17 protein-coding genes and 1 tRNA gene are annotated in these 25,967 nt (G+C 67.9%); 9 read left to right on the top strand and 9 right to left on the bottom strand.

The features are described 5' to 3' along the window. Positions 1 to 12: 12 nt before the first annotated feature. The 3 genes from JS531_RS06335 to JS531_RS06325 form a co-directional block, all read right to left on the bottom strand. On the bottom strand, positions 13 to 1,041 hold the full coding sequence (locus tag JS531_RS06335; RefSeq protein WP_214314202.1) for a universal stress protein: 1,029 nt from the start codon (positions 1,039 to 1,041) through the stop codon (positions 13 to 15). A gap of 234 nt (positions 1,042 to 1,275) precedes the next feature. Then, positions 1,276 to 2,019: a C40 family peptidase gene (locus JS531_RS11260; RefSeq protein WP_276313204.1), complete on the bottom strand. Its 744-nt coding sequence runs from the start codon at positions 2,017 to 2,019 to the stop codon at positions 1,276 to 1,278. Positions 2,020 to 2,139: 120 nt separating this feature from the next. Further along, complete coding sequence (locus tag JS531_RS06325) at positions 2,140 to 3,147, bottom strand: CHAP domain-containing protein (RefSeq protein WP_214314200.1); 1,008 nt, start codon at positions 3,145 to 3,147, stop codon at positions 2,140 to 2,142. 219 nt (positions 3,148 to 3,366) lie between these two features. Here JS531_RS06325 and serC point away from each other — a divergent pair, with 219 nt between their 5' ends. Together serC and JS531_RS06315 are read left to right on the top strand one after the other, a co-directional pair. After that, positions 3,367 to 4,509: a phosphoserine transaminase gene (serC, locus tag JS531_RS06320; protein WP_214314199.1), complete on the top strand. Its 1,143-nt coding sequence runs from the start codon at positions 3,367 to 3,369 to the stop codon at positions 4,507 to 4,509. Between the two features lie 90 nt (positions 4,510 to 4,599). Beyond that, positions 4,600 to 4,854 (top strand): DUF2530 domain-containing protein, encoded by a 255-nt coding sequence (locus JS531_RS06315; RefSeq protein WP_214314342.1) that lies wholly within the window; start codon positions 4,600 to 4,602, stop codon positions 4,852 to 4,854. A 64-nt stretch (positions 4,855 to 4,918) separates the two neighbouring features. Here JS531_RS06315 and JS531_RS06310 read toward each other — a convergent pair whose 3' ends face one another. Next, positions 4,919 to 6,022: an ATP-binding protein gene (locus JS531_RS06310; RefSeq protein WP_240542091.1), complete on the bottom strand. Its 1,104-nt coding sequence runs from the start codon at positions 6,020 to 6,022 to the stop codon at positions 4,919 to 4,921. A gap of 371 nt (positions 6,023 to 6,393) precedes the next feature. Between JS531_RS06310 and phoU the strand changes: the two genes are divergently transcribed. Together phoU and JS531_RS06300 are read left to right on the top strand one after the other, a co-directional pair. Next, a complete protein-coding gene (gene phoU, locus JS531_RS06305; RefSeq protein ID WP_214314196.1) occupies positions 6,394 to 7,074 on the top strand; it encodes a phosphate signaling complex protein PhoU in 681 nt (226 codons plus the stop codon). A 399-nt stretch (positions 7,075 to 7,473) separates the two neighbouring features. Next, a complete protein-coding gene (locus tag JS531_RS06300) occupies positions 7,474 to 8,130 on the top strand; it encodes a hypothetical protein (RefSeq protein WP_214314193.1) in 657 nt (218 codons plus the stop codon). 199 nt (positions 8,131 to 8,329) lie between these two features. Here JS531_RS06300 and JS531_RS06295 read toward each other — a convergent pair whose 3' ends face one another. The 4 genes from JS531_RS06295 to lysS form a co-directional block, all read right to left on the bottom strand. After that, entirely contained in the window at positions 8,330 to 9,070 is a 741-nt protein-coding gene (locus JS531_RS06295) for a phosphoglyceromutase (protein ID WP_034525883.1), read from the bottom strand. A gap of 128 nt (positions 9,071 to 9,198) precedes the next feature. After that, positions 9,199 to 10,323, bottom strand: coding sequence for a 1,4-dihydroxy-2-naphthoate octaprenyltransferase (menA, locus tag JS531_RS06290; protein ID WP_240542076.1), 1,125 nt, complete (start codon positions 10,321 to 10,323; stop codon positions 9,199 to 9,201). 93 nt (positions 10,324 to 10,416) lie between these two features. Next, positions 10,417 to 13,677: an AAA domain-containing protein gene (locus JS531_RS06285; RefSeq protein ID WP_214314191.1), complete on the bottom strand. Its 3,261-nt coding sequence runs from the start codon at positions 13,675 to 13,677 to the stop codon at positions 10,417 to 10,419. A gap of 252 nt (positions 13,678 to 13,929) precedes the next feature. Continuing rightward, positions 13,930 to 15,609 carry a lysine--tRNA ligase gene (gene lysS, locus JS531_RS06280; RefSeq protein ID WP_214314184.1) on the bottom strand — a complete coding sequence of 560 codons (1,680 nt, stop codon included), beginning with the start codon at positions 15,607 to 15,609 and terminating at the stop codon, positions 13,930 to 13,932. 146 nt (positions 15,610 to 15,755) lie between these two features. Between lysS and JS531_RS06275 the strand changes: the two genes are divergently transcribed. From JS531_RS06275 to JS531_RS06255, 5 genes are all read left to right on the top strand, one after another. Next, positions 15,756 to 15,829, top strand: a tRNA-Pro gene (locus JS531_RS06275). 60 nt (positions 15,830 to 15,889) lie between these two features. Continuing rightward, positions 15,890 to 17,089, top strand: a complete 1,200-nt coding sequence (locus JS531_RS06270; RefSeq protein ID WP_214314182.1) for an MFS transporter — start codon at positions 15,890 to 15,892, stop codon at positions 17,087 to 17,089. A gap of 208 nt (positions 17,090 to 17,297) precedes the next feature. Then, positions 17,298 to 20,900: a 5'-nucleotidase C-terminal domain-containing protein gene (locus JS531_RS06265; protein ID WP_346427766.1), complete on the top strand. Its 3,603-nt coding sequence runs from the start codon at positions 17,298 to 17,300 to the stop codon at positions 20,898 to 20,900. Positions 20,901 to 21,206: 306 nt separating this feature from the next. Further along, positions 21,207 to 23,549: a DUF4037 domain-containing protein gene (locus tag JS531_RS06260; RefSeq protein WP_240542075.1), complete on the top strand. Its 2,343-nt coding sequence runs from the start codon at positions 21,207 to 21,209 to the stop codon at positions 23,547 to 23,549. Positions 23,550 to 23,560: 11 nt separating this feature from the next. Beyond that, positions 23,561 to 24,187, top strand: coding sequence for a DUF4125 family protein (locus JS531_RS06255; protein ID WP_214314175.1), 627 nt, complete (start codon positions 23,561 to 23,563; stop codon positions 24,185 to 24,187). 45 nt (positions 24,188 to 24,232) lie between these two features. On the opposite strand, the gene JS531_RS06250 is transcribed toward JS531_RS06255, so the two are convergent. Then, positions 24,233 to 25,948, bottom strand: a complete 1,716-nt coding sequence (locus JS531_RS06250) for an alpha/beta hydrolase (protein WP_214314168.1) — start codon at positions 25,946 to 25,948, stop codon at positions 24,233 to 24,235. Between the last annotated feature and the right edge of the window lie 19 nt (positions 25,949 to 25,967).

Here is a 25,967-nt window from a genome sequence, read left to right as displayed (position 1 = left end):
TTCCGACGTCCGTCAGTGTTCGGGATCGATGGTCTGCTCGATCTTCCGTGCCACCTCGGGTTCGGCCGTGGGCACGGGGACCTCCTCGACTCCGCTGATGTCGTCGAGCGGCTTCGGCTTGACCTCGGCCGGGGATCCCGGCACGGTGTCGAGACGGGATTCGGCGGCCTCGACATACTTGCGGGGCACCACATAGACCGGTCCGGCCGCATGCTGCAGCAGCCCCTGGCTGATGGAGCCGAGGAGCAGGCCGGTGAAGCCGCCGCGGCCGCGGGAGCCCACGACGACGACGTCATGGTCGTAGCTGGCCTTGGTGAGCGTGTCCACGGCGGAGCCGGGCACGATGCGCTTGTTGATGACGAGGTCCGGGTACTGTTCCTCGAGCGGCTTGACGCGGGTCTCGAGATCCTCCATGTAGGACTCGTAGACGGCGTCGTCGGCGCCCTTGACCTGCGGCGCGGCGGAGATCACGTCGAGTTCGGCGCCCCACGCGTGCGCGAAGTCCGCGGAGATCTCGAGGGCCTTGAGCCCCCACTTGGATTCGTCGGAGCCGACGGCGACCTTGGTGATGGTGTTGTTGAGGTGCATGAGGTTGCCGTCGTCGTCGGTGTAGGGCACGACGACGATCGGGCAGTACGCGTAGGCGGGCAGCGAGGAGGACGTGGTGCCGAGCAGGCGTTCGGCCAGTCCGCCCTTGCCGCGGTTGCCTATGACGATGAGGTTGTAGTTGCGGCTCAGCTCCACGAAGACGGACGCCGGATCGCCGGTGACGATGAGCGTGGCCGCCTCGACGCCCTGCTCGTCCGCGATGGCCTTCGCCTTGGAGAGGATCTCCTGGGCGTCGGAATGGGCCGCGTTGTCGTCCCCCATGGCGGTGTAGGTGGCATCGAAGCTCACCGCGGCGTAGCTGGGCAGCGAGTAGGCGCAGACGATCTGCAGCGTGAGCCCCGCGTGCTTGGCGTAGTTGGCCGCCCACCATGCGGCCTTGTAACTGGCGTTCGACCCGTCAACTCCGACGAGAATAGCCTTGTCATTGATCATGACGACCTCCTTGACAGTCACTGCGGCGGCGCGTAGGCGTCGTCGCTCCCCTGTGCCTTCCAAGGATACCCCGCACCGGGCGTTTGGTCCGTTAACCGACACGAAAGTTCACGACCGGCATGTTCCGGGAGTGCCCGGATACGCGAACGGCGCCCTCCCCGCGGGGAGGGCGCCGTTCTTCATCTTCCGTCGAAGACTGCTGGCGGAATCGGTGCGGCCGTGGCGGCCGGCGGACTACTTGAGGATGCGGTAGTACTCGAAGGAGCTGCTGTACACCGGGGCGTAGCGCACGGTGTCGCCGGGCTTGGTGGCATGGACCATCATGCCGTTGCCGGCGTAGATGCCGACGTGGCCGGGCTTCCACATGAGGTCGCCGGGCTGCGGGTTGCTCACGAGCGTGCCGTTGGCCTGCGCCCACGCACGCTGCTGGGCGTCGGTGCGCGGCAGGCTGATGCCGAACTGGGCGAACACGTACTGGGTGAAGCCGGAGCAGTCGAAGCCGGCCGTGGTGGTGCCGCCGTAGACGTACGGGATGCCCTGGAACTGGAGGGCGTAGGAGACGAGGCCGGAACCGTTGGAGCTGGTAGGCGCCTCGATGGCCTTGGCGGACGTGGACGCGGAGGTCGAAGAGGAGGACGAGGACAGGGACTGGCGGGAGGCGGAACGGCTCGCGGCGGCGGCCGCGGCGGCCTGACGCTCCTGCTCGGCCTTGGCTTCGGCGTCCTTCTCGGCCTGGGACTTCGTCTTCGGCACGTCGAGGGATTCGATGCCGCCCCAGTTGGAATCCTGCTCCACATCGGTGGAGGTGGCTTCCTTGAGCACGTCCTTGCGGGCGGTGGCGGTCTTCGGGAACGAGCGTTCGGAGGAAACGACGCTCGGCTGGTCCGCGGCGGTGGCCGCGGGCGCGACGGTGACCAGGGTGGCGACGCACGCGGCCCCGGCGAGAATCATGGATGCAGTCTTCGTAAAGGTATTCATCGGTTCACCACCGTACCATCCGCAGGTAACAGCCGCCAAACCCTGACGTTCTCCCTTAGGGGAATGACAGGCGACACGCCGTGATGTGCGGTTGTGACGGATTGTTCGGGAATGTGTGGATCAGTAGTGGATGTACTGGAAGTCGGAGACGTTCGTGAACGTGCGGGAGACGGTGCGCCCCTGCAGCGAGGAGCCGCATTCGGAGGTGGTGACGGAGCCGTCCGGGTTGATGCTCTCCACGATGGCCACGTGGCCGTACACGGCGCTGGCGCCCTCCTGGCCGGTGCGGAACACCATGATGTCGCCGACGTGGCGAGGCGTGTTGTCCACCCAGTAGCCGAGCGCCTTGGCGCTGGCGGCCCACTGCGCGCCGTTGCCGAAGTGCGATCCGACGGGCAGGCCCAGCTGCTGGCGGCGCGTGTACGCCCACCAGGTGCACTGGGAGAACTCGTAGGCGAGGCCGACGTCGCCGGTGGCGTGGTTCGGGTCGAATCCGGCGGGCAGCAGGTCGGCGTCCTGGTCCATGAGCTTGGCGACGTTCTCGTTGTTCGCCAGGGAGCGGGACATGAGCTTGGAATCGAGTTCGGTGCTGTCGGCGCCGAGCGTCCAGGAACCGTTGTTCGTGGTCTGCTGGGTCCGGGAGTCGTCCACGGACGTGGCGGTACGGTCCGTCGTCGTATCCGCGGCAGTGGAGGATTCGGCGGTGGTGTCCTCGAGCGGGGTGCGCGCGTCGGAACGGGAGGCGGCGGCGACGTGCTGGATCTGCGTGGTGGTGGTCGGGTCGTCGGCAAGCGGCATGTCGACGTCGTCGGGGCTGGCGAAGGCCACGGCGGTGGCGGCGGTGCCGGCCAGCGCGGCGAGGGACGCGGATCCCATGATGAAATTGCGGCGTTCGGCGGCCTTGGCGGCCTCTCGGATGGAGCGGCGGGTCATCGGGGCGATCTCGTTGAGCTTCTGTGCGACGGCCGGCTCGAGACCGAGCACGGCGCCGCCGCCCTCCACCATCTGCATGGTGCGGACGCTCCGGTAGGAATGCGAGCCGCGCGCGGCCGTGAACAGCCCCCCGGCCCCGTTCGATCCGTTGCGGCGAACGGTGCCGTTGGTGGCTTTATGCGCAGCATGCCTCATACTTCGATACTCCTTGGGGGTTGGGACGACGCCTCTGCAGCCGGCGTCATTCGCCTTCACAATGCGATACCTTACATCCCCCTAGGGTCTTCGGCCAAATCACCCAGGGGTGTCGAACCGGTTCGACCCTCAGTGCGGCCCGGCATACGGCCACGCACCGTGGTTCGGCATACGGCCGCGCACCCCGTCCATCCGCATGGGCGGCTAAGGTGTGTGGCCATGGCCAATTCTGTGAACATCCCCCAAGACATGCTGCCCGAGGACGGACGATTCGGCTCCGGCCCCAGCAAGATCCGCCCCGAGCAGGTCGCCGCGCTCGAGGCCAGCGCCCGCACGCTGCTCGGCACCTCGCACCGGCAGACGCCGGTCCGCCAGGTCGTCGGATCCATCCGCGAGGGACTACGCGCCTTCTTCTCGCTGCCCGACGGCTATGAGGTCGCCCTGGGCAACGGCGGCGCCAGCTGCTTCTGGGAGATCGCCTGCGCCTCGCTGATCGCCCGCCGCGCGGCGTTCGGTGCCTACGGCTCGTTCAGCGCCAAGTTCGCCGCCTCCGCGGCGAACGCCCCGTTCCTCGAGGACCCCGCGGTCTACGAGGGCGAGCCGGGCACATACCAGCTTCCCGAGTGGACGGAAGATGTCGACGCATACTGCTGGGCGCACAACGAGACCTCCACCGGCGTGGCCGCCCCCGTGGACCGCGTGCCCGGCAGTGTGGAGCAGGGCGCGCTCACGTTGGTCGACGGCACGTCGGCCGCCGGCGCGCTGCCCGTCGACGTGAACCGGACCGACGCCTATTACTTCTCACCGCAGAAGGCGTTCGGCTCGGACGGCGGCCTGTGGGTGGCCATCCTCTCCCCCGCCGCCGTCGAACGCGCCGAACGCATCGAATCGAACGCGGGACTGCCGGGCGCGAGCCGCTGGGTGCCGCCGTTCCTCTCGCTGACGAAGGCGCTGTCCAACTCCCGCAAGAACCAGACGCTGAACACGCCGGCCGTGGCCACGCTCATCATGATGGAGAACCAGATCCGCTGGCTCAACGACAACGGCGGCATGGACTGGGCGACGGCCCGCTGCGCGAAGTCGGCGTCCCTGCTGTACTCGTGGGCGGAACGTTCGGAATACGCGCACCCGTTCGTCGCCGACGAGGCGGCGCGGTCCCGCGCCGTCGTCACCATCGACCTCGACGACGCGGTCAGCGCCACGGCCGTCGTCGCCGCACTGCGCGAGAACGGCATCGTGGACACCGCCGGATACCGCAAGCTGGGACGCAACCAGCTGCGCATCGGCGTGTTCCCCTCGGTGGAGCCCTCGGACGTGGTGGCGCTCACCAAGTGCATCGACTACGTTGTCGAGCATCTGTAGACGGACGCCATGACGGGTGCGGCGCGCCCGGACGGCATGCCGCACCATAATCGGACATACACAGAACCTACACGAATGGAGGATGCGATGCTGAGGATCGCCCCGATCATCGACCCGGCCGTGCGCCGTCCCGCCCCCAAACCGGTGCGCGTGGACCTGCGCACCGTGTTCCTCGCCGGCACCGCGCTCTGGAGCCTCGCCCTCATCGTCTGCCTCGTCCTCAACGCGCTGGACTTCCCGGTGGGCGAGGCGATCACCGTCTGCGGCGCCGGGGTGACCATCGGCGTGCTCATGCTCATCTGGGAGCATTTCGACCGCTGGGACTACCGCCGGCTCGGCCAGTAGCCGCGCCCGCCCGGACAGGACGGAATCAAAACGGGACCAGGACGGGGAACGCGCCGGAACGCACCTATCGGGCCAGTGGCAGGACGAGACTGAACGTGCTGCCCTGGCCGGGAGCGGACCACACCGTGACCGTGCCGTGGTGCGTCAGCGCCACATGCTTGACGATGGACAGGCCGAGCCCCACGCCGTCCGCGGTGCGCTCGCTCTGGTCCGCACCGCGGTAGAACCGCTCGAAGATGCGCGACTGCTCCGATTTCGCGATGCCCTTGCCCTGGTCGATGACGCGGATCACCGCATGCGTGCCCGTCTCGTCCAGACCGGACGACACGCTGACCACCGCGCCACACGGCGAATAGGCGATGGCGTTCTCCACCAGCTTGGTCACGGCCGTGCGGATCTGCCCCCGGTCGCCGTTGATGACGAGCTTCCCGTCGCCCTCGACACGCAATCCCACGCCCGCCCGCTCCGCCTGGGGCATGAGCGGCGCGGTCACGGCCTGCAGCTGCTCCATCACGTTCAGACGGTTCGCGGCGGACGGCGTGATCGGCTCCTGCGCCTTGATGAGCAGCAGCAGATCGGAGACCATATGGTTGAGATGGTTGCTGGCCGTGCGCACCTCGCGCGCGTCGGCGCGGACCTGCGCGGGGTCCGGACGCTCGTGCTCCAGCCGGTCCGCCAGCCGCCCCAACGCCTTCGTCGGCTCCAGCAGCTGCTCGGACACGTTCACGATGAACGAATCTCGGATCTGCGCGAACCGGACGGTCTCGCTCACGTCGTCGAACAGGACCACGACGAACCGCTCGTTGACGCGTCCCACCGTCACCTTCAGCCAGTTCGGCCGCTTCACGCCCTTCGCCGACGTCCCCTCGCCGTCGTCGGACGCACGGGACGAGACGAACCGCTCGGGGGTCTGCGTCTCCAGATCGAACCGGCGCCTGCCGCCGTGCTCGCGCACGGCGTGCACCGCCTCGAGCACCTTCGCGTCGACGATGCGGTCGTCCTCCATGATGCCGAAACGGTAGGCCTGCGGGTTCGCCCGCACCACCTCGTCGTCGGTGTCGACCACCAAGGACGCGCTCGAAAGGATGGAAAGCAGCGACTCGGCCGACGCGTCCAGGCCGTCGTCCACGTCGTCGTCCGCCTTGGAACGGCGCCAGCGCCGCAGCATCCCGCCCACGTGGTTGCCGAGCCATTCGACGAGGGACGCCCCTCCCAGCAGACGCTCCACCACCGGTTCGATGTGGTCGATGAGGAACAACGCCACGGCGAGGACGATGGCGACGCCGATCACGCCGAACACCGAGGAGACGATGAACGACGGCATAGGGGAATCAAGCATGGGCCCCATTCTCCCACAGCGGACATCGACATGACGGCGACATGCCGGGAACCTGAATGGAAGGTGAACGGCTCCGTGAACGCTCGACCAACTTCAGATGGCGATTTCGCTACGTTGTCGAAATTGTGAGGCGGGAATAATACACTGGTACAGGTTGCTGTAGGAGTTTCACGACCAGAAGATGAAAGGCTGAAATGACAATGCGCGTTATCTTTAACGAGGAGATGAAGGCCGTCGCCGACGACCTCGACCGCATGGTTCAGGGCGTGCGCAAGTCCATCCGCGGAGCGGGCGACGCCCTGCTCAAGCAGGATGTCGAAGCCGCTCAGAGCGTTATCGACGGTGATATCGAACTCGACGCCCTCGAGGAGAGCGTCATCGACCAGTGCGTCAAGCTGCTCGCCAAGCAGACCCCTGTCGCCACCGACCTGCGCATCGTCGTCTCCACGATGCGTCTGGCCACCACGTTCGAGCGTATGGGCGATCTCGCCAAGCACGTGGCGGAGACCTCCCGCCGCGCCTACCCCGCCTCCCCGCTGCCCGACGTGGCCAAGGAGACGTTCCAGCAGATGCAGGACTTCCTCGACAAGACGTCCGACGATCTGGTGAGCATGCTCGCCGACCGCGACGCCAAGACCGCCGAGCGCATCATCGCCGGCGACGACGAGCTGGACGCCCTGCACCACAAGACCTTCGAGCTGGCGCTCGACGAGAACAACGACATCACCCGCCAGCAGATCGTCGACGTGGTCCTGCTGGGCCGCTTCCTCGAGCGCCTCGGCGATCACGCCGTGTCCGCCGCGCGCCGCGTGGTGTTCATCGTCTCCGGTTTCGACCCGTCCAAGGAGCCGAGCCGCGACGAGGACGGCGCCATCGAGTGAACCGTCGGACGTCGTCCGGGCTCCCCGGCGGCGCATGACGGACCGGACGGTCTGGGATAACCGAAGACTTCTCCCCACGGGGAGACCCGAAACGACGCAATGGCCCTGCGCGGGTCTTGCGTCGTTTTGTTTGTATGGAATCATTGCGCATACATCTTGCAACACTTTAAAGAACAGCGACGGGCTCGGCATGGCATAATAGTCGTAATCGGCATTGACGCCGAGTCTTCGACAGCGAGGTTGACATATGAACACCTTTCGCCATCATATGACCCGCGCAGCCGTTGTTAATCCGCTTTCTTCCACCCCCAACGGTTCGTTGATGAATCATGGAAGAAATAGAAGCGCCATCGGATCACCGACATCATATGACGTCACCTACGTGAAAAGCTGCTACTGATGAACACGAACCATGTCATAAAACGCGTGATGCTACGCACCGTGCCACTGATCATGCTCTGTGGAGCGCTACTCGCAACTGGGTATCTCATGTCTTCGCACCACGAGCCCACGTCACACGTCATACAGGCGGATTACCCGCAATACGCCACCCTGTCGGAATCCGTACAGGCGGCTGACGTCATCATAGTCGGAACCGTTCTTGAGTCCAGGGAGGAATTGTCATATCCGCACATCGACACGACCAATGGCGATGCCGCAACGAATCCGCAATATGGCCTTGTACGCCAGGCAATCAACAAGGGCGCTCTGGCGGTACCGGTCACCGTGACCGATGTGAGGGTACTCGAGGTACTCAAAGGAGCCGTCACACCGAACGAGGTCATCGCAATCACACAAGTAGGCGGACACATCGACGGGCAAGAAGTGCGCGAGGAACACACGGTACTGCTCAATGAGACGGACCACAACGAATTCCTATTGCTGCTGCATACCTATAACGATGAAAGCTACGACGCGATCAATCCACAGGACGGCGTGCTGGCCGTTGATGACCATGGAACCGTAAGCCGTCTATCATCCGTCCCGATCCAAGGCGCATCAATCGGTTTGACGCTGGACGACTACCGTAAGGAAGTTCAGAAGGCCGCATCCTGACACGATAATCAAGACCGCCGATTGGTTCGGCGGAGTGCCGATCCCCTCAGCACAACCAGCACGATTGTAATGACACGGGCACCGCAAATATGACGACAGGGGCATCCCGAATGCATTCGGGATGCCCCTGTCGTCATATTGATCCGCCGAATCCGCTACATCGGACCGACAATCCGATCGGACCGGCGGACCGGAAGGCTCACTTCTGGCCCTGGGCGGCGACGGCGGCGGCACCGGCGGCGGCGGCCTCCGGATCCAGGTACTCGCCACGCGGCTTGATCGGCTTGAAGTCCTCGTCCAGCTCGTAGAGCAGCGGGATGGCGGTCGGGATGTTGACCTTGGCGATCTCCTCCTCGGACAGGTTGTCGAGCATCTTGACGATGGCACGCAGCGAGTTGCCGTGGGCGGCGATCAGGACGGTCTTGCCGGCCTTGAGCTCGGGCTCGATGGCGGACTTGAAGTACGGCTCGACGCGCTTGACGACGTCGGCCAGGCACTCGGCCTCCGGCACCGGGTCGCCGGTGTAGCGCGGGTCGTGGTTCTGCGCGTACTCGTCGTTCGGATCGATCTCCGGCGGCGGAGTGGCGTAGGAGCGGCGCCACAGCATGAACTTCTCGTCGCCGTACTCCTGACGGATCTCCGTCTTGTTCTTGCCCTGCAGGGCGCCGTAGTGGCGCTCGTTGAGACGCCAGTTGCGCTCGACCGGGATCCACAGGCGGTCCGCGGCGTCCAGCGCGATGTTGGCGGTGTTGATGGCGCGGCGCAGCAGGGAGGTGAACACGATGTCCGGAAGGACGTTCTTCTCCTTGAGCAGCTCGCCGCCGCGCTTGGCTTCGGCTTCACCCTGCTCGGTCAGCGGGACGTCGACCCAGCCGGTGAACTGATTGGTTTTGTTCCATGCGCTCTGTCCGTGACGGAGCAGTACTAGTTTGTAAGACATACGGCCAGTCTACCGCCCCGGTATGCCGGACACGAGTAGCCGTTCCATGTTTTTTCGCCGACGTTCGGGCGATGTTCACCCGTCGGCGCCCGTCCGTCGCCGCCGAACCTCCCGGGCATCCGCCGGATTCACGCCCCCATCAGGTAGGCGCATCCGAAGACCAGCGCCACCGCGGGCGAAAGCAGCCCGGCCATCGGCAGCGCCCTGCGGTACGCGCCACCGCGCAGCGCGCGCACCGCGGCCACACACAGCGCGATGGCCGCGCACAGCATCGCCGTCCCCGCGAAGGCCGCGGTCACATCCCACCACGGCATGCCGGCGCACGCCACGTGCCCGGTCGTGTCGGACGCGCCGTCGAAGACGGTGCCGCAACGCGGGTCCGCCGCGAGCCGCGCGACCCGGATGAGCGGCGCGTAGGAGACGTACGACATCGCCGCCATCGCCGTGGGGACGATCAACGCCGCTTCGGCGGCCACGAGACCGCGGCCGCGGCCCAATCGCACCATCCACGTGCGTTTGCCGTGGAGCGCGTCGTCGTCGACGTCGCGCAGGTTGTTGACGCACAGCACGCCGACGGCGACGAGGCCGAGCGCGACGGCGGTCCAGACGACGAGGAACGGCACCTCGTCGGACAGGGCGTACGACGTGCCGCACGTGGCCACGAGACCGAAGAACACGAACACGGCGAGCTCGCCGAACCCGTGGTATCCATACGGATGACGACCACCCACATAGCACCAGCCGGCCACGAGGCAGACGAGGCCGAGCGCGATGAACCACCAATGCCCGGTGAGGACGGTCACGGCGAGCCCGCACACGCAGGCGAGCGCCGCGCTGACGCCGGCGGCGAGCAGTACGCGCTTCGGCGAGACCAGACCGGAGGCGGTGAGACGCCGCGGCTTGCCGCTGACCGCCTCGTCGCCGCCGCGCGTCTCGTCCGCGCCGCGGATGCCGTCGGAGTAGTCGTTGGCGAGGTTGGCGGCGATCTGGAGGAACAGGGCGACGCCCACGCACAGCAGCGTCACCGCGGCGTACCAGCCGGGCGAGGTGAGGCACCGGCCGTAGTCGCCGTACGGGTATGGGGGCCTGCCGCCGACCACCGGACACGGCCGGTGCAGGTACGAGCCGCCCCAGACGCCTTCGAACACGGTGCTCCACATCGCCATCGAGGCCGCGACGACCGGCGAGACCGCGAGCGGCAGCGTCTTCGGCCGGATCGCGCCCAGCCATGCCTTCCACATTCCGTTACCCATGGCCGCCAGTCTAGACGCCCGTGCCGTCCGTCCGCCCTCATCCGGAAGGCGGAACGCGGCGACGCCGCGGCCCGTCCCGTCTACCGTCCGGACCTACCGTCCGGATTCGTAGCGTTCCAGCATGCGCCGCGTCGCGACGATGGCCTCCAGGTCGCCGTCGCTCAGCCATGCGTGCACCCGTTCCGTCCTCACGCGCAGCGCGAAGTGGCCGTCGTCGTCGAGGGCCGCGTTGCAGGCGCGCACGTAATCCTCGATGGTCGGACGCGGCGCGACGGTGTCCGCGACGTCCGGCATGCCCGCCGCCCGTCGCAGGGCGTCCGTCTCGAGATACGTGCTGCCGTCGCTGGGGACGCGCAGCAGCACCAGCCCGTCGATGCCCGTCATGGCGCCCGGTGTGAAGACGTCGTCGCGGAACGGCTCGGTCTCGGCGTGGTCGGGGTCGCCGTCCTCGTCGGCGGTGGAGTGCGGCCGTCGTCCCAAGATGCGCAGACGCACATCCTCCAGATAGGGCCGACGGTCGCCGCCCGAGGAGGAGCTGTCCGCACCCAGATGGACGACGGTCCCGTGCGCGTGGGACATCACGATCCGGTCCTTGAGCAGGTCGCGTTCGACCACGTCCTCGCGCGGCGGGTACGTCCGGCGCGCGTCGTCGCCCGAGGCGGCGGCCGATGCGCCGACGCCGTCGGCACCTCCCGCCGCCAACCGGTGGACCAGACGGCGCATGTCCTGCTGACGCCGTTCGAACGGCGTGATTTCCTGGGGGCTCGTCTCGCGGGCGAAGCGGTGGTATACGCCGTCCGCCTCGATCGCCATCACGATGCGCCCGTCGAGACGGGCGAGCACCACGTCGAATTCCGTGTTGGACGGGTCCTTGAAATGGTGGAAGCCTTCGTCGACGTCGGCGAGCGCGGTGCCGTCCGGCAGCAGCACGTCGGGCCATTTGACGGTGTGCAGCAGGACCAGTCTGTTGTGCTCGGCGATGCGGGCCGCCGCGGCCAGCACGATGTTCTCCGGCGCGTATTGCGTGGACCGTTGCCGGTCCCGGCGCTCCAGCGATCGGACGACCGCGCGGTCGCGTTCCTGCACGGCGGGGCGGATGTCGAAGATCGACCGTACGCGGGAGCGGATGACGCCGAAGTCCGGCTCGAGGTTCCGTCCGGCGGCGTCCACCGGCGCGTTGGCGGCGATGTAGTCGGCGAGCTTGCGGATGAACATCTGCTGGTTGCGCCGGTCGTGGCTGCGTTCGTCGGCCGGCGCGTTCGCCGGCACCTCGCCTCCGGTGAGCCGTCGTTGCAGCTCCCGTGACATCAGCGTGGTGGAGGCGATGACGCGCAGCTCCCGTTTGGCGCGGGAGACGGCCACGTTGATGAGGTGCCGGCCCTGCGACCACGGCCATTCCCAGTTGCCGTCCTCCACCGGCAGGAGGTAGACGATGTCGAAGCCCTGTCCCTGCGATTTGTGGATGGTGAGGGCCTGCGCCCGTTCCGTTCCGTCGCGCGTGGGACTGCCGCCGCCGGCGGGGGCGTCGCCGTCGCTATCGTTGTCCCTGGTGCCGTCCAGACGTTCGGTCGCGATGTCCTTGCCGTCGACGATGCCTTGGAGTTCGCGCCGCAGCAGTCGTTCGAGCCATTCCTGCTGCCCGCGGAACGGCGTGAGCAGGCAGACCGACAAGGGCCTGCCCGCGTCGGCGCCCTCCTTGAGCCGGCGTTTGAGGTAGGGCAGTTCCTCCATGCGGAAGACGGTCAGCTGTTTGTCGTTGACCGAGCTGGACCGGCGGCCACCTCCCGAGCCTTTGCCGTCCTTGCCGTCCTTGCCGCCGGCGCTTCCGAGCCAGGAGCCTTCGCGGTAGTCGCCGTCGTACCAGCGCAGGGCGAGCGGGAAGGCGGGGTCGCCTTCCCTCCGTGGTTTGGCCGGTTTGAGCACGCCCCGGTAGACGTATTGGTTGCAGAATTCGATGATGGCGGCGGGACACCGGTAGTGTTCGGTCAGCGTGGTCGTGACGTCGGTGTCGATGTCGGCGACGGCCGTGCGGGCATTCCCCGCCGTGCCGTCCGTGGCGGTTCTCGACTCCAGTTCGGCCTTCCTGCGCACGAAGACGGGGTCGAACACCCGGTAGCAGGCCGTCAGGAAGCTGCTTTCCGGGTCGGTCAGGTCGTATGGGGACGTGATCGCGTCGGCGTCGCCTTCGCCCGCCGGCCGGCATACGCGGTGGTGTTCGGCGAGCTCGGTCAGCGTGCCGGCGTACGCGTCGTTCACCACGGGCGGCAGTTGTTCCTCGTCGCCGACGATGACCACGCGTCTGGCGCAGCTGAGCGCCACGATGCCCTGGATCACGTTCGTCTGCGACGCCTCGTCCATGATGAGCAGGTCGTACTTTCGTTCCGCGCCGTCGGCGAAGCATTTCTTCAGCGAGTGGATGGTACTGGTGACGATGGGATACTTTTGGGTGAAGTCGTCGAAGGTGATCTTCGTCTCCGCCCCGGCGATGTACGGTTTGCCCGACTTGGGGAAGTACCGGGCCGTGACGTGTCCGCCCCCGTCCTTCTCCACGCGGGGTTCCGGCTTGCCGAAGACGGGTTCGTCGGTTGCCGCGCCGATGGGGCGCCACGCCCGCCGCACCTGCGTGCTGCCCAACGCGGCGAGCATGGTGGCGGTCACCGCGGCGAGGTCCGTCTCGTCGGGGCCTGCGTTCACGCGGCCGTCGCCGGCGCGCCGCATGTACGCCCGGTAGGCTTCCGTCGCCTTGTCCACCACGTTGCGCACGGCGGAGTTGTTGGAGGAGACGACCGCCACGGTCTCCCCTCGTTCGACGGCCAGCGCGATGATGTGCATGATCACTTCGGTCTTGCCGGTTCCCGGAGGCCCTTTGATAATCGACACCTTGTTGTGGAGCGCCTTGTGCAGCGCCTCCCGCTGTTTGCGGTTGAGCCCGTTCGTATCCTGCGGGAAACGGCTGTCCAGTATGGCGTCCTCGCGGCGCGCGTCCGCACGGTAGGTTCCGACGGCGGGCGCGTCATCCAATCGTCCCATGCCGAGGAACGCGACGAGGGGGTCGTCGGTGGATCCGCCCGCGGCGGTCGCCGTCCCGCCGGGACGATGGCCGAGGGCCTTCGCAAGGTCCTGCTCCAAGTAGTCGGTGAAATACCAGGCGAGCGAATAGGAGGACTGCCAGTTCGGGTCTCGGATGCCGGTCGGCGGCTCGAGGTCCTCCGCCTTCCGGCCGGGCTTGGGGCCGAAGCCCAGCACGCATGCCGCGTCGATGAGATAGTCGATGAGTCCGCGTGCGGTGGGCGTTCCGGCGACCAGCCGGGGAAGGGGCCCGTCGCCGGTGTCCCCCACGTCGATATCGGCCATATCCTTGCCCCCTTGCATATCTTCGTCGGGCCGCGGCTCTGCGGCGCCGCGCCGCATATCCCCCCGTTATAGCATGCCGGCACACGGCGATCCAACGACGCGGGCCGTCGCACCGACGGATGCCACGGCGTCGGCGGCATCGACGCTGCCCGCCGAATGCAGACGGCTCCCCTTCCCATACATGGGAAGGGGAGCCGAACAGCGTGGACGGAACCCCTCAGGGAACCATCCGTATGTCAGTACGTCCGTACGTCAGGCGACGAGCGGCTTGACGAGCGGGAACGTGATGGTCTCGCGGATCGTCGCGCCGGTCAGGGCGATGAGCAGGCGGTCGATGCCCATGCCGGTGCCGCCGGCCGGCGGCATGCCCACGCCGAGGGCCTCGAGGAAGTCCTCGTCGATGTCGCACGCCTCCTCGTCGCCGGCGAGCGCGTCCTTGGCCTGCGCCACGAAGCGTTCGCGCTGGACGATCGGGTCGTTGAGCTCGGAGTAGCCGGTGGCGAGTTCGAAGCCGCGCACGTAGAGGTCCCACTTCTCCACCACGCCGGGCTTGGAGCGGTGGCCCTTGACGAGCGGCGAGGTCTCGACGGGGAAGTCGCGCACGAAGGTGGGCTCGTAGAGCTTGTCCTCGTAGAAGTGCTCCCACAGGTGTTCGACGAGCTTGCCGTGGTTCTCGACCTCGTCGCGTTCCACGCCGAGCTTGTCGGCGATGGCGGCGAGATGTTCGACGGAGGTGCCGGGGTTGTCCGGGCCGCCGTTGGGGATGATCTCCTCGCCGAGCGCCTCGGACAGGGAGTCGTACATGCTCATGCTCTTCCATTCGTCGCCGCCGAAGTCGTATTCGGTGCCGTCGAGCAGGGTGACGGTGGTGGAGCCGAACACGTCCTTCGCGGTGGTCTGCACGAGTTCCTTGACGAGCTGGCCGATGGTGTCGTACGTGCCGTACGCCTGGTACGCCTCGAGCATGGTGAATTCGGGCGCGTGGGTGGCGTCGACGCCTTCGTTGCGGAAGTCGCGGTTGATTTCGAACACGCGGTCGATGCCGCCGACGAGGCAGCGCTTGAGGAACAGTTCCGGCGCGATGCGCAGGTAGAGGTCCAGGTCGAACGCGTTCATGTGCGTGGTGAACGGGCGGGCCGCGGCGCCGCCGTGCACGGTCTGCAGCATCGGGGTCTCGACCTCGAGGAAGCCGTGGCGTTCGAAGGTGTGGCGCAGCGAGGAGACCGCCTTGGAGCGGTTGCGCACCATGTTGCGGATCTTGTCGTCGGCGATCATGCCGATGTACGGCTTGCGGGTGCGGGTGTCCTCGTTGAGCTCCTTGTGCAGGGCCGGCAGCGGCTGGAGCGCCTTGGAGGCGATGGCCCAGTCGGTGGCGAAGACGGACAGCTCGCCGGTCTTGGAGGCGATGACGCGGCCGCGCAGGAACAGGTGGTCGCCGAGGTCGACGAGCTGCTTGAAGCGCTTGAGGGAGTCGGCGCCGATCTCCTTCTTGGAGATCATGCCCTGGATCTTGGTGCCGTCGCCCGCAGCGAGCTGCACGAAGTTGAGGCCGCCGGCGTTGCGGATGAACAGCACGCGGCCGGCGATGCCGACCATGTCCTCGGTCTCCTGGCCGGGCTCGAGCTTGCCGTCGTACCTGGCGCGCACGTCTTCGATGGTGTCGGTCACGTCGAGGTGGACCGGGTAGGGGTTGGCGCCCTCCTCGAGCATCATGGCGCGCTTGGCCACGCGCATCTGCACCTGCTCGGGGTGGCCCAGCGGGCCGAACTCCTTGTTGGACGGGTCCACGGCGTCGTCCAGGGAGGCGCCCTCCCTGATCTTCTCGCGGATGGCCGCATCCTGCCTCAGCAGCATCTCGGCGCGTTCCACGGTGGTCATCTGGGGAACGGCGTTCTCTTCCCCGTTCGCTTGGGATTCTTGGGTTTCACACATAGCCCCACAGTGTAGCGAGGAGACGATACAGGCTCGGGGCCGCCGCCGCATGCGCCGCAGAATCAGGGAAATCCGCGGTTTTCCGGCGCGACACGCCGGAGTTTGCTTCGCGAACCGAAACATGTAATATATCCCCCGTTGCCAAACGGGCTGTAGCGCAGCTTGGTAGCGCGCTTCGTTCGGGACGAAGAGGCCGCGGGTTCAAATCCCGCCAGCCCGACAACCGAGGGAACCGCTGAGAAATCAGCGGTTCCCTTTTTTCATATCCGGAAGGGACCCCATGAAGAAAAGCATGCTCAGCCTGCTGGCGCTGGCCGCCGGCGCGTTCATCCTCGGCGCGGCCGAATTCGTGATGATGGGCATCCTGCCCCAGGCGGCGGCCGCCACCGGCGTGGACATCCCAACGGCCGGCAACTACATCTCCGCATACGCCATCGGCGTGTGCGTGGGCACGCTGATCCTCGTGTTCGGCAGGAAGGTGCCGCCGAAGAACCTCATCATCCTGTTCATGGCCATCGCGCTCGTCGGCAACCTGCTGAGCGCGTTCAGCGTGAACGGGGTGATGCTCGTCGCGGCGCGCTTCATCTCCGGCCTGCCGCACGGCGCGTTCTTCGGCACGGCCACGCTCATCGCGAAGACGCTGGCCGAACCCGGCAAGGAGGCGCAGTCCGTCTCCGTGATGGTGACCGGGCAGACGGTGGCGAACATGCTGGGCGTGCCGGCGGGCACGCTGATGGCCGAGTTCCTGTCCTGGCGTCTGGCGTTCGGCATCCTCGCCGCATGGGCCGGGATGACGATCCTGCTCACCCTCGCGTGGATCCCGTTCGTGCCGCCGGTGAAGGACACGGGCATCCTCGGCCAGTTCCGCTTCCTGCGCCGCCGCGGCCCATGGGTGATCCTCGCGGCCGTGTTCACCGGCAACGCGGGCGTGTTCTGCTGGTGGAGCTACGTCTCCCCCTGGCTGCAGAAGACCGGCGGATGGCCGTCCGCGCTGGTGCCGTTCCTCATGATGCTCGCCGGATTCGGCATGGTGGTGGGCGGCATCATCGGCGGCCGCATCACGGACAACTGGCGTCATGCGGGCACGGCGGCGCTCGGACAGTTCATCTCGCTGCTCGGTCTCGCGATGGTGCTGCTCGTCCCCGGCAACCGTGTGACCACCGCGATCCTCACGTTCTGGATCGCGTTCGGCCTGTTCTTCATCTCCGCGCCGCAGCAGCTGCTCATGACGGAGGCCGGTCAGGGCGGCGGCGAGCTCATCGCCGGCGCCGCCGTGCAGGTGGCGTTCAACTTCGGCAACGCGGTCGGCTCGGTGGTCGGCGGCGCGATGCTCACCACGTTCGCGATGGACTACCGGTTCACCGGTCTGGGCGGGCTGCCGCTGGCGCTGCTGTCCGTGGGGCTGCTGGTCTTCTATTCGTGGCGCTGCGAGGGCGACACCGAGGCGATCCACCGCATGCGCGAGATCGACGTGGAGTGACGGACGGCGTGGGCCAGGGCAATCGCCCCGGCCCACGCCGCATAATCGCCTCTCACTGTGCGATCGCCCACAGGCGGAGTAAGTTCACCCTGCGTTCTTCCCGATTGCGCCTGTATTCCATGTTGCGGCCGTAGCGTGGGAGCAGTCCGACGGCCCATGTCCGAAACCGACGAATCCGGGCCGCGGACCGCAACGAAGGGAATACACAGTGAAGAGGAACATGCATGTCGCGGCGAGACTGATCGCCGCGGTGGCCGCCGTCGCGACGCTGTCGAGCGTCGCCGTGGCGACCGCCTCCGCGAACGAGCCCGCCTCGCCCGCGGCCTCCGCCACCGGCGTCAGCGCCGGCGGCGCCACCGGAAAGTTCGATGCCGCGAAGTACGCGACCACCAGCGAAGGCCGCTACGACGCCGCGGCCGCCGGGAACGACGTTTCCGGCTATGCTGCCGGCCCCACGGCGCGAGCCGCCAAGCCGAACCTGGTCCAGCTGCTCGGCGAATACGACTCCTACTGGCAGCCGGCCACCGAAACCGCCGGCGGCAAGGTGCTCAACAAGACCGTGCTCGACCATGACGACCAGTTCGTCCAGCAGATCAACAACGCGGCAGCGCAAGGCGGCGACGGCAAGACCGCCACCGCGCAGCAGCAGCGCGCCCTCGTCGACGCTGACCTGAGCGCCGCCGAGACCCTGCCGGACTCCCTGGGCCCGGTGCTCGGCAAGTACTTCTCCGACGGCCTGGCCGACGGCAGCCTGAACAAGGTGTCCGACATCTTCAAGTACGACACCATCTCCACCTCCGCCGCCAAGACGCACTTCCAGCATCCGCGTCCGTTCGAGGACCGCACCGACGGCGGCAGGAACGACATCACCGACATCTCCGCCGGCATCAAGCGCGTGCCCGACTGGACCGACGCGCAGGGCAACACGCATTCCGCCGAATACGACGGCCTCGCCGGATCCGGCTCGTTCCCGTCCGGCCACACCACCGGCGCCTACTCGTGGGGCATCGCGCTGGCCGGCATGTTCCCGCAGCTCGCGCCCGAGATCCTCGCCCGCACCTCCGAGGCGGGCAACAACCGCATCGTGCTCGGCGTGCACTACCCGCTCGACATCATGGGCGGCCGCATCGACGGCGAAGCCCAGAACGGCTACTACTGGAGCACCTTCTATGACCAGTACGTCAAGCCGGCCTCCGACCAGCTGCAGGCGTACCTCGCCGCCAAGTGCGTGGCCGACGGCCACGCCGCCAAGCAGGCCTCCGACTACGCGACCGTCACCGCATGCGTGAACAACCTCGGCGCGAACGCGTCCAACGGCTACACGAACGGGTTCGTCGACGCGGTAAGCAAGCAGACGGTCACCGACCGCAAGTCCGCCATCGCCGTGTACACGAACCGCCTGACCTACGGATTCCCCAAGACCACCGCCGGCACTACGTTCACCGCGCCGGAAGGCTCCGCCGACCTGCTGAAGATCGCCTACCCGAAGCTGCACCGCGACCAGCGCGAGGCCATCCTCGCGAAGACCGCGATCGACGGCGGCTACCCGCTCGACTCCACGTCCGCGGGCTGGCAGCGCATCAACCTGGCCGCCGCGCTGAGCGCCACGGTCACGCTGAACGAGAACGGCGACGTCGTCAAGGTCGAGCCGGGCGCGAGCGCGCCGAGCGTGATCGGCGAACAGTACGCCGACAACGGCGGACACCCGGACTCCGACGGCAACGGCTCCACCACCCCGGACCAGCCGGGCAAGGACGCCAAACAGGTGACCGTGTTCGACATCACCGACTTCCACGGCCACATCGAGACCGGCCAGTGGGTCGAGGCCGCGTACAAGAAGCTCGCCGTCGACCACAACCCGGGCAACAGCGTGTTCGTCTCCAGCGGCGACCTCGTGGGCGCCTCCCCGTTCGAATCCGCCTACTTCCAGGACAAGCCGACGCTTGAGATGGCGAAGGCCTGGGGCCTGAGCGTGAGCGCGCTGGGCAACCACGAGCTCGACAAGGGCACGGGCGACTTCAACGACCGCATCGCCGACCCGCAGTACGGCATCGACTGGGTAGCCGCGAACATCTCCGGCGGCAAGCTCACCTCCGATCGCCTCAAGCCGTACACGATCAAGACGATCAACGGCAAGAAGGTCGCGTTCGTCGGCGCCATCACCGCCGACCTCAAGAACGTGGTCTCCCCCAGCGTCATGCAGGGCGTCACCGTGACCGACCCGGTCCAGGCCGTCAACAAGGTGGCCGACCAGCTCTCCGACGGCGATCCGTCGAACGGCGAGGCGGACGCGGTCGTGGCCCTCATCCACGAGGACGCCGACACGATCCGCGACGACGGCGCCGGACTCGACGCCAACGTCGACCTCGTCTACGGCGGCCACAGCCACCGCAACAAGTACGGTTCCACCACGAAGTCCGGCGCGCCGATCATCGAGGCTGGCAGCTACGGCCGGGACGCGGCCGCGCAGGACCTCTTCATCGACGGCACCGGCAAGGACGCGAAGGTCACCGTGCGCAACGCCTCCCAGTACGACGTCACGTTCGTGACGAACAAGGACGGCACCGCGCCGTCCAAGGGCTTCGAAGGCGATCCGAACGGCCCGGCCGCGAAGGTCTACAAGCAGGCCCAGGCGGATTCCGCCGAAGCCGGCGACAAGGTCGTCGGCACCATCGACAAGTCCGCGGACTTCGCGAAGGGCGACTGGTCGGCCGAAACCCAACTCGGCACGCTCAACGCGGACGCCGCGCTCGAATCCGCGAGGAACACGGAGGTCGGCAGGAACGCCACCATCGGCTTCATCAACCCGGGCGGCCTGCGCACCGACAACCTCGACCCCGACGGGAACAAGCAGATCACCGTCAAGGAGGCGTACGGCATGCTGCCGTTCGGCAACGACAACAGCGTGGTCGACCTCACCGGCAAGCAGCTCAAGGCGGTGCTCGCCCAGCAGTGGCAGGAGAAGGACGGCAAGTCCAACGTGGTGCGTCTCGGCATCTCGTCGAACGTGACGTTCACCTACACGCTGACGCCCGACGCGAACACCAAGGTGCCGGTCGCCACCGTCACCGACGTGTACGTCGACGGCAAGCAGATCAAGGACGACGACACGGTCACCGTGGCCGCCAACTCGTTCCTGCTCTCCGGCGGCGACGGATTCACCGGGTTCACCGCGCAGGGCGCGCCGCGCCTGACCGGCACGGTGGACGTGCAGGGTCTCATCGACTACCTCGGCAGGCACAAGGACGTCAAGGGCGACGAATCGCCCGCCGGCGTCCAGCTCAAGTCCTCATCCGTGGAGAACGGCAAGGTGACGCTCACGTTCGGCCTGCCGGTGTACGCGAACGGCCCGAAGCCGCTCGCCTTGGGCCTGTACGTCAACGGCGTGGACTTCGGCGTCAACGACCTCGGCTCCGCCAAGCCCTCCGAGTTCACCGTCACCAAGACGCTGACCGCGGACGAGCTGGCGAAGTTCGGTTCCGCCATCACCTCCGTCTACCCGCAGATGCTCTACACGCAGGCGGAGATCGACGCCGCCAAGCAGGCGCGCGCCAACGGCGGCCAGCCCAGCCAGCCCGGTCAGCCGGGCCAGCCCAGCCAGCCGGGCCAGGGCGGCGAACCGCAGAACCCGACGCCCGGCAAGGGCGACGGCGGCAAGACCGGCGGCACAACCACCGGCAAGGGCAAGGCCAACGGCAGGACCGCCGGACTCTCCCGCACCGGCGCATCCGTGGCGGGCATCGTCGCGGTCGTCGTGCTGCTGGCCGCGGCCGGCGGCGCGACCGTCGCCGTGCGTCGTCGTCAGCACTGACGGCGACCGGCCGGGACCTTCCGCAAGGCCCGGACCACAGTCCATCGAGAGCCCCGCTTCGGCGGGGCTCTCCCCGTCTTCGGGCACGTCCGTACGGCGCGTCCTCCCATCCCCGTCCACCCCGTCCGTCCGCGTCCGCTCTTCCGTCCCGTCCACACCGCACGTCCGCGTCCGTCCTTCCGTCCCGCCCGTACGTCGTGCCCCTCGGCGGCCGCCGATGTAACGACACTCACAGCGTGCGCGCGCGACACGCACACTACGCTGGAGACCGGTATGCACGTAGTCGCGATGGAGGGGACGGACGATATGACCGGGAACGTGGCCGCAGGCGCGGACGCCGATGCGTCGCAGGAGACGTCGAAGGACTCGATGCTCGAGGCGGCGTTGGAACGGATGGCGGCGAAGCACGCGCACGACTTCGACAAGCCCGCCGACGCCGTCGCCTCCGACTCCCCCTCCCGCACGTTCGACGTGAACGGATTCCTCAAGGGGCTCGACGCGATCTTCGAGGCGCACGACGCCGCCGGGAAGGCCGGCCCGTACCTCGAGCAGGCGGCCGTGGACGCGGAGAACGCGGGCGACGACGCCGGCCTGCTCACCGTGCTCAACGAGACGATGGGCTTCTACCGTTCGCAGGGCCGCCACGAGGAGAACCAGTGGATCGTGCAGCGGGCCATCGAACTGGCCCTGCGCATGGGGCTCGAGGGCTCCGAGGCGTGGACCACCACGCTCATCAACTGCGCCACCGCGATGCGCGCGGCGAAACGCTACGACCAGTCGGAGGACCTGTACGCGCAGGCGCTGGCGTGCGCCGAGCGCAACTACGACCCCACGGACCGTCGTCTCGCGGCGCTGCACAACAACCTGTCGATGCTGTACAGCGAGACGGACCGTCCCGGCAAGGCGGAGGCGGAGCTGCGGGAGGCGCTGCGCATCATCGAGGCTTCGAGCGTGGATCCGGACGCGGACATCGACGTGGCGTCCTCGCACACGAATCTGGCGCTGGTGCTCCTCGGCGAGGGCAAGCTTCAGGAGGCGCACCGGCATGCGGCGAAGGCGTTGGAGATCTATGCGAACGGGCATCTGGAGCATTCGGCGCATTTCGCGTCCGCGTTGGCCGGGTTCGCGCAGGTGCTGTATGCGGAGGGCCGCTTCGGCGAGGCGGCGGACCGGTATCGCCGGGCGCTTGCGGTGATCGCCGAATGCTATGGCACGGACACGGACTACTACCGCATCACCGAGGCGAACCTCAGGGAGGCGGAGGCGAAGGCCGGTTCCGCCGCGTCGGCGGCCGATGTGGCCGATGCAGTAACGTCCGCGAGCGCGGACGCCGATACGGACGGTACGTCCGATACCGCACCCGCCGCGTCGTCCGTCCCGTCCGGTGCGCCCGCCGGCCCGGCGTCATCCCCCTCCCCCGCTTCCGTCCGTTCTGCCTCCCGCCCTGCGACGGCTTCCGCCCGCCCCGACGTGACCGGTCTCGCGCTGGCGCGCGCGTATTGGGACGAGGTGGGCCGGCCGATGGTCGAGGCGCAGTATCCCGAGGCGGTGGACCGTATCGCCGTCGGCTTGGTGGGGCATGGTTCGGAATGCTATGGCTTCGACGACGCGCTTTCGCGTGACCATGATTTCGGTCCGCGGTTCTGCCTGTGGCTGTCCGACGAGGATTACGCGGCCTTCGGCGAGCGTCTGCAGGCCGATTACGATGCGTTGCCCCGCGATTTCCGCGGGTTCACGCGCGCGGCCGCCCACGTCGCCGACCCCGCCACTACCGTCGCCACTCCCGCCGGCGATGTTTCACGGAACGTTTCACAAGCCTCCGAATCCGTTTCACGAGATGTTTCACACGCTGCCGCCATCGCCGGCGACACGGCCACCAACATCGGCGACAGCACCGTCACCGCCGTCTCCCCGCTGACACCGCGCGCGCAGGGCGCGTTCCGCCGCGACGGCGTCTTCCGCATCGGTGACTTCTTCGAGGCCCTGACCGGATACCGTCAGGCGCCCGCGCAGGACGCGCCCCACGAGTGGCTCATGCTGGACGAGGCCACGCTGGCCGCCGCCACGAACGGCGAGGTGTTCATGGACCGGTCCGGCCGGTTCTCACAGACCCGTCAGGGGTTCAAGGACATGCCCGAGGATGTGCGGCTCGCCCTCGTCTCGCGGCGTCTCGGCATGATTGCGCAGGCCGGCCAGTACAATCTGCCGCGTTCGTTGGAGCGCGGCGATGGCGCGGCCGCCTGGATGGCGGTCCACGAGTTCGTCGACGCGGCCGCCTCGCTCGTGTTCCTCGTCAACCGTCCGATGGTCGTGGGCTACCTGCCGTACTACAAGTGGCGGTTCGCCGCGCTGCGGCGGCTCTCCGCCAGGCCGTTCGCCCTGTTGTCCGACGTGTGCGCGCGGTTGGAGACGGTGATGCGCCTGTCGTCCACCGCCTGCTTCGGCGGCGCCGGTTTCGGCGAGGGCGGCAAGGGGTCCGCGCCGGCGGCGTCCGAGATCGCCGCGCAGGTGGAGGCCGTGGCACGTGCGATCGTCAAGGAGCTCGCCCGCGAGGGGCTCACCCGCTCGGACGAGACGTTCCTCGAATGGCAGCGGCCGTACGTCGAGGAGCACATCGTCTCCGACGCCCCCTGTCTGCACAGTCTGTAAGGAGCATCCCCATGACCGAATCCACCGATATCGACGCGTTGCGCGAACGCATCGTGCGTCTCGAATGGGACCAGTTCCAACGCACGAACAACGAAGGCGGACGCGCCGCATGCCAGGGCAACTGGCCGGTGTTCCACCAGATGCGCCTCTCCCAGTTCCTCACGTGGGACCGGCCGCTGCTGGAATCGTACGAACATGACCTCGACGAGGCGGACCGGACCGGCCGCAATCTCGTCACCGAGAAGTACGGGCGCATGATGGCCTCGACCGCGCCGGACGAGTATGCGCGCAACATCGAACCGTTCATCCCGCGCCTGTCCGAGGGCCGCGTCGCACGCCAGGAGCGCATCATCGCCGTGCAGGTGGCGTGGGCGCGCGACTTCCGCGCCCGCTGGCCGAAGCTGGGACGGGCCATGCGCGTGCTCACCACCGCGGAGGACACACCTGAGGCCACGTCGTTCGAGACGTATCTGCGCGGCGAGCTCGGCACGTATTCCGAGACCACGCTCGACCGCTACGCGCGCATGGTCGACGCGTTCGCCGCGGCCGGACGCAACCTCACCGAGGAGACGATCCGCCGCACCGTGGAGATCGGCGGGTTCGCGAACCTCGACGAGGCGGAGGCGGCGCAGGCGTAGAACGGCCGACGCAAACCGCGCGGCGCGTCACGGCCACGGTCACGATCACGCCGTGAACAACCCCCAGAACGCGAGGACCGTGAGGGTGAGCAGCATGCCTGCAAGCACCAGCAGCGCCATCACCCAATGCCAGCGGCCGAACATCCACGAGGAGCGGACGCGGCGGCCCGTCGGATACAGCCCATGGTCGACGGCCGCGCGACGCACGCGCCATGCGCGCCACAGCCGGACGATGAGCCACGCCGTCAGCAGCAGCACCACCGCGGCGCCGCCGCGCAACGCCGTGAACCCCCATGTCATGCCCTGCGGGTCCCGCTGTTCGTGCAGGGCGGCGACCCCCACGTAGGACAGGTATCCGCCGAGCGCGAGCATGACGCCCAGCGACGTCAGCGCGCCCGCGACGAGCAGCGCCTTCAGCCCGTGCGGATAGCCCATCATGCGGGCGAACTCACGGCCGGTGCCGGGCCAGGGGGCGACGGTGCGACCCCGCCTTCCGAGCGCCGGGAACCGTTCGCGCCCGGTGCCCATGCCGTCCGCGGCGGCCATGGCGAGCCGACGGCGTCGGACCATCTCGAACACGAGGAACATCGTTCCCCCTGCGCCCGCCACGACGAAGCACAGCACGGCCGCGGCGATAAGGCCCACGAGCATGGCGAGCGAACCGATGATGCCGGATGCGGTGCCGTGGCGCGGCGCCGCTACCCGTTGCCGTGGCGTGGCGCCGGCGATCCGGGGCGTGGCCCATCCGTCCGCATCCGTGCCGGCGGCCACGCCGTTGACCCAATCGGCGAGGTCGCGCGTATAGCCCTCGGCGAGCGGCAGCCCTTGCGTGAACAGGCCTTTGCCGGCGCGCAGCTGATGGTTGGCCGCGTAGTAGCGGACGGTGACGTTGCGGTTGCCGTGCCGTGCGGCGGTGTCGACGAGCGTGCGCGCGCCCTGTTCGATGGGCATGGCGGTGTCGTAGGTGCCGTAGTTGACGAGCAGGGGCATGGTGAGCGAGCCGCGGACGGCGTCGGCGTCGAAGTCGGCGTAGCGGAAGTCGAACGGCGCGTAGTCCATGGACATGAGCTTGGCGGCGTCCCTGACGACCGCCGTGGGTGCGCCGGCGGCGTGGATGGAGGCGCTGACGGCCATGGCCATCTGTTCGCGTCCGGTGTATACGGGCGCGGAGGTGAGGATGGCGAAGGCGATGTCCCGTCGTTCGGAGGTCATGAGCGTGGCGATCCATGTGCCTTCGGATTCGGCGTAGACGCCGGTGCGCGCGGCGTCCACGCCGGGCATGGCGCGCAGCAGGTCGAGGGCGGTGCCGTAGTCGCGGGCGAAGCGCGCGTAGTCGCGGTGTGCGGGCGTGTAGCCGTCGGTGCGTTTGGCGGGGACGAGGGTGATGATGCCGGCGGAGCTCATGGCGTTGGCGATGTCGCCGAAGTCCTCGGCCGTGCCAGTGCCGGAGCCGTGGACGAACAGGCATGCGGGATGCGCCCCGTCCACGCCGACGGGTTCGCGCAGGATGGCGGGCACGTCGCCTTCGCCATCCTCCAGGTGGATGGTGATGTGCCGTTCGCGGGTGGCGTAGGCGCCTTGGTGCGCGATATGCGCGTCCCGTGGCGCGATGGCGGTGTCCGCGGATGCGATCGTGATGTGGTCGCGGTAGGGTTCGGCGCTCCACCGCGGCATCATGAGCAGGCCGAGCGTGCAGCATGCGGCGAACAGGATGGCGACGGCGCATCCGAATGCCAGCATCCGTTTCGCCGTCGCCATCATGTCACGCCTCTTTCCTGTC

Source organism: Bifidobacterium sp. CP2 (genome assembly GCF_018555635.1).
Lineage (GTDB): Bacteria > Actinomycetota > Actinomycetes > Actinomycetales > Bifidobacteriaceae > Bifidobacterium > Bifidobacterium saguinibicoloris.
The sequence above is the reverse complement of the archived record's forward strand: the minus strand, read 5'-3'. Positions and strand labels throughout refer to the sequence as shown.

Coding starts and splice junctions, on each gene's coding strand:
- JS531_RS06335 (WP_214314202.1), bottom strand. CDS start 1,041: ATGATCAATGACAAGGCTATTCTCGTCGGAGTTGACGGGTCGAACGCC.
- JS531_RS11260 (WP_276313204.1), bottom strand. CDS start 2,019: ATGAATACCTTTACGAAGACTGCATCCATGATTCTCGCCGGGGCCGCG.
- JS531_RS06325 (WP_214314200.1), bottom strand. CDS start 3,147: ATGAGGCATGCTGCGCATAAAGCCACCAACGGCACCGTTCGCCGCAAC.
- serC (WP_214314199.1), top strand. CDS start 3,367: ATGGCCAATTCTGTGAACATCCCCCAAGACATGCTGCCCGAGGACGGA.
- JS531_RS06310 (WP_240542091.1), bottom strand. CDS start 6,022: ATGCTGCGGCGCTGGCGCCGTTCCAAGGCGGACGACGACGTGGACGAC.
- phoU (WP_214314196.1), top strand. CDS start 6,394: ATGCGCGTTATCTTTAACGAGGAGATGAAGGCCGTCGCCGACGACCTC.
- JS531_RS06300 (WP_214314193.1), top strand. CDS start 7,474: ATGAACACGAACCATGTCATAAAACGCGTGATGCTACGCACCGTGCCA.
- JS531_RS06295 (WP_034525883.1), bottom strand. CDS start 9,070: ATGTCTTACAAACTAGTACTGCTCCGTCACGGACAGAGCGCATGGAAC.
- menA (WP_240542076.1), bottom strand. CDS start 10,323: ATGGGTAACGGAATGTGGAAGGCATGGCTGGGCGCGATCCGGCCGAAG.
- JS531_RS06285 (WP_214314191.1), bottom strand. CDS start 13,677: ATGGCCGATATCGACGTGGGGGACACCGGCGACGGGCCCCTTCCCCGG.
- lysS (WP_214314184.1), bottom strand. CDS start 15,609: ATGTGTGAAACCCAAGAATCCCAAGCGAACGGGGAAGAGAACGCCGTT.
- JS531_RS06270 (WP_214314182.1), top strand. CDS start 15,890: ATGAAGAAAAGCATGCTCAGCCTGCTGGCGCTGGCCGCCGGCGCGTTC.
- JS531_RS06260 (WP_240542075.1), top strand. CDS start 21,207: ATGACCGGGAACGTGGCCGCAGGCGCGGACGCCGATGCGTCGCAGGAG.
- JS531_RS06255 (WP_214314175.1), top strand. CDS start 23,561: ATGACCGAATCCACCGATATCGACGCGTTGCGCGAACGCATCGTGCGT.
- JS531_RS06250 (WP_214314168.1), bottom strand. CDS start 25,948: ATGATGGCGACGGCGAAACGGATGCTGGCATTCGGATGCGCCGTCGCC.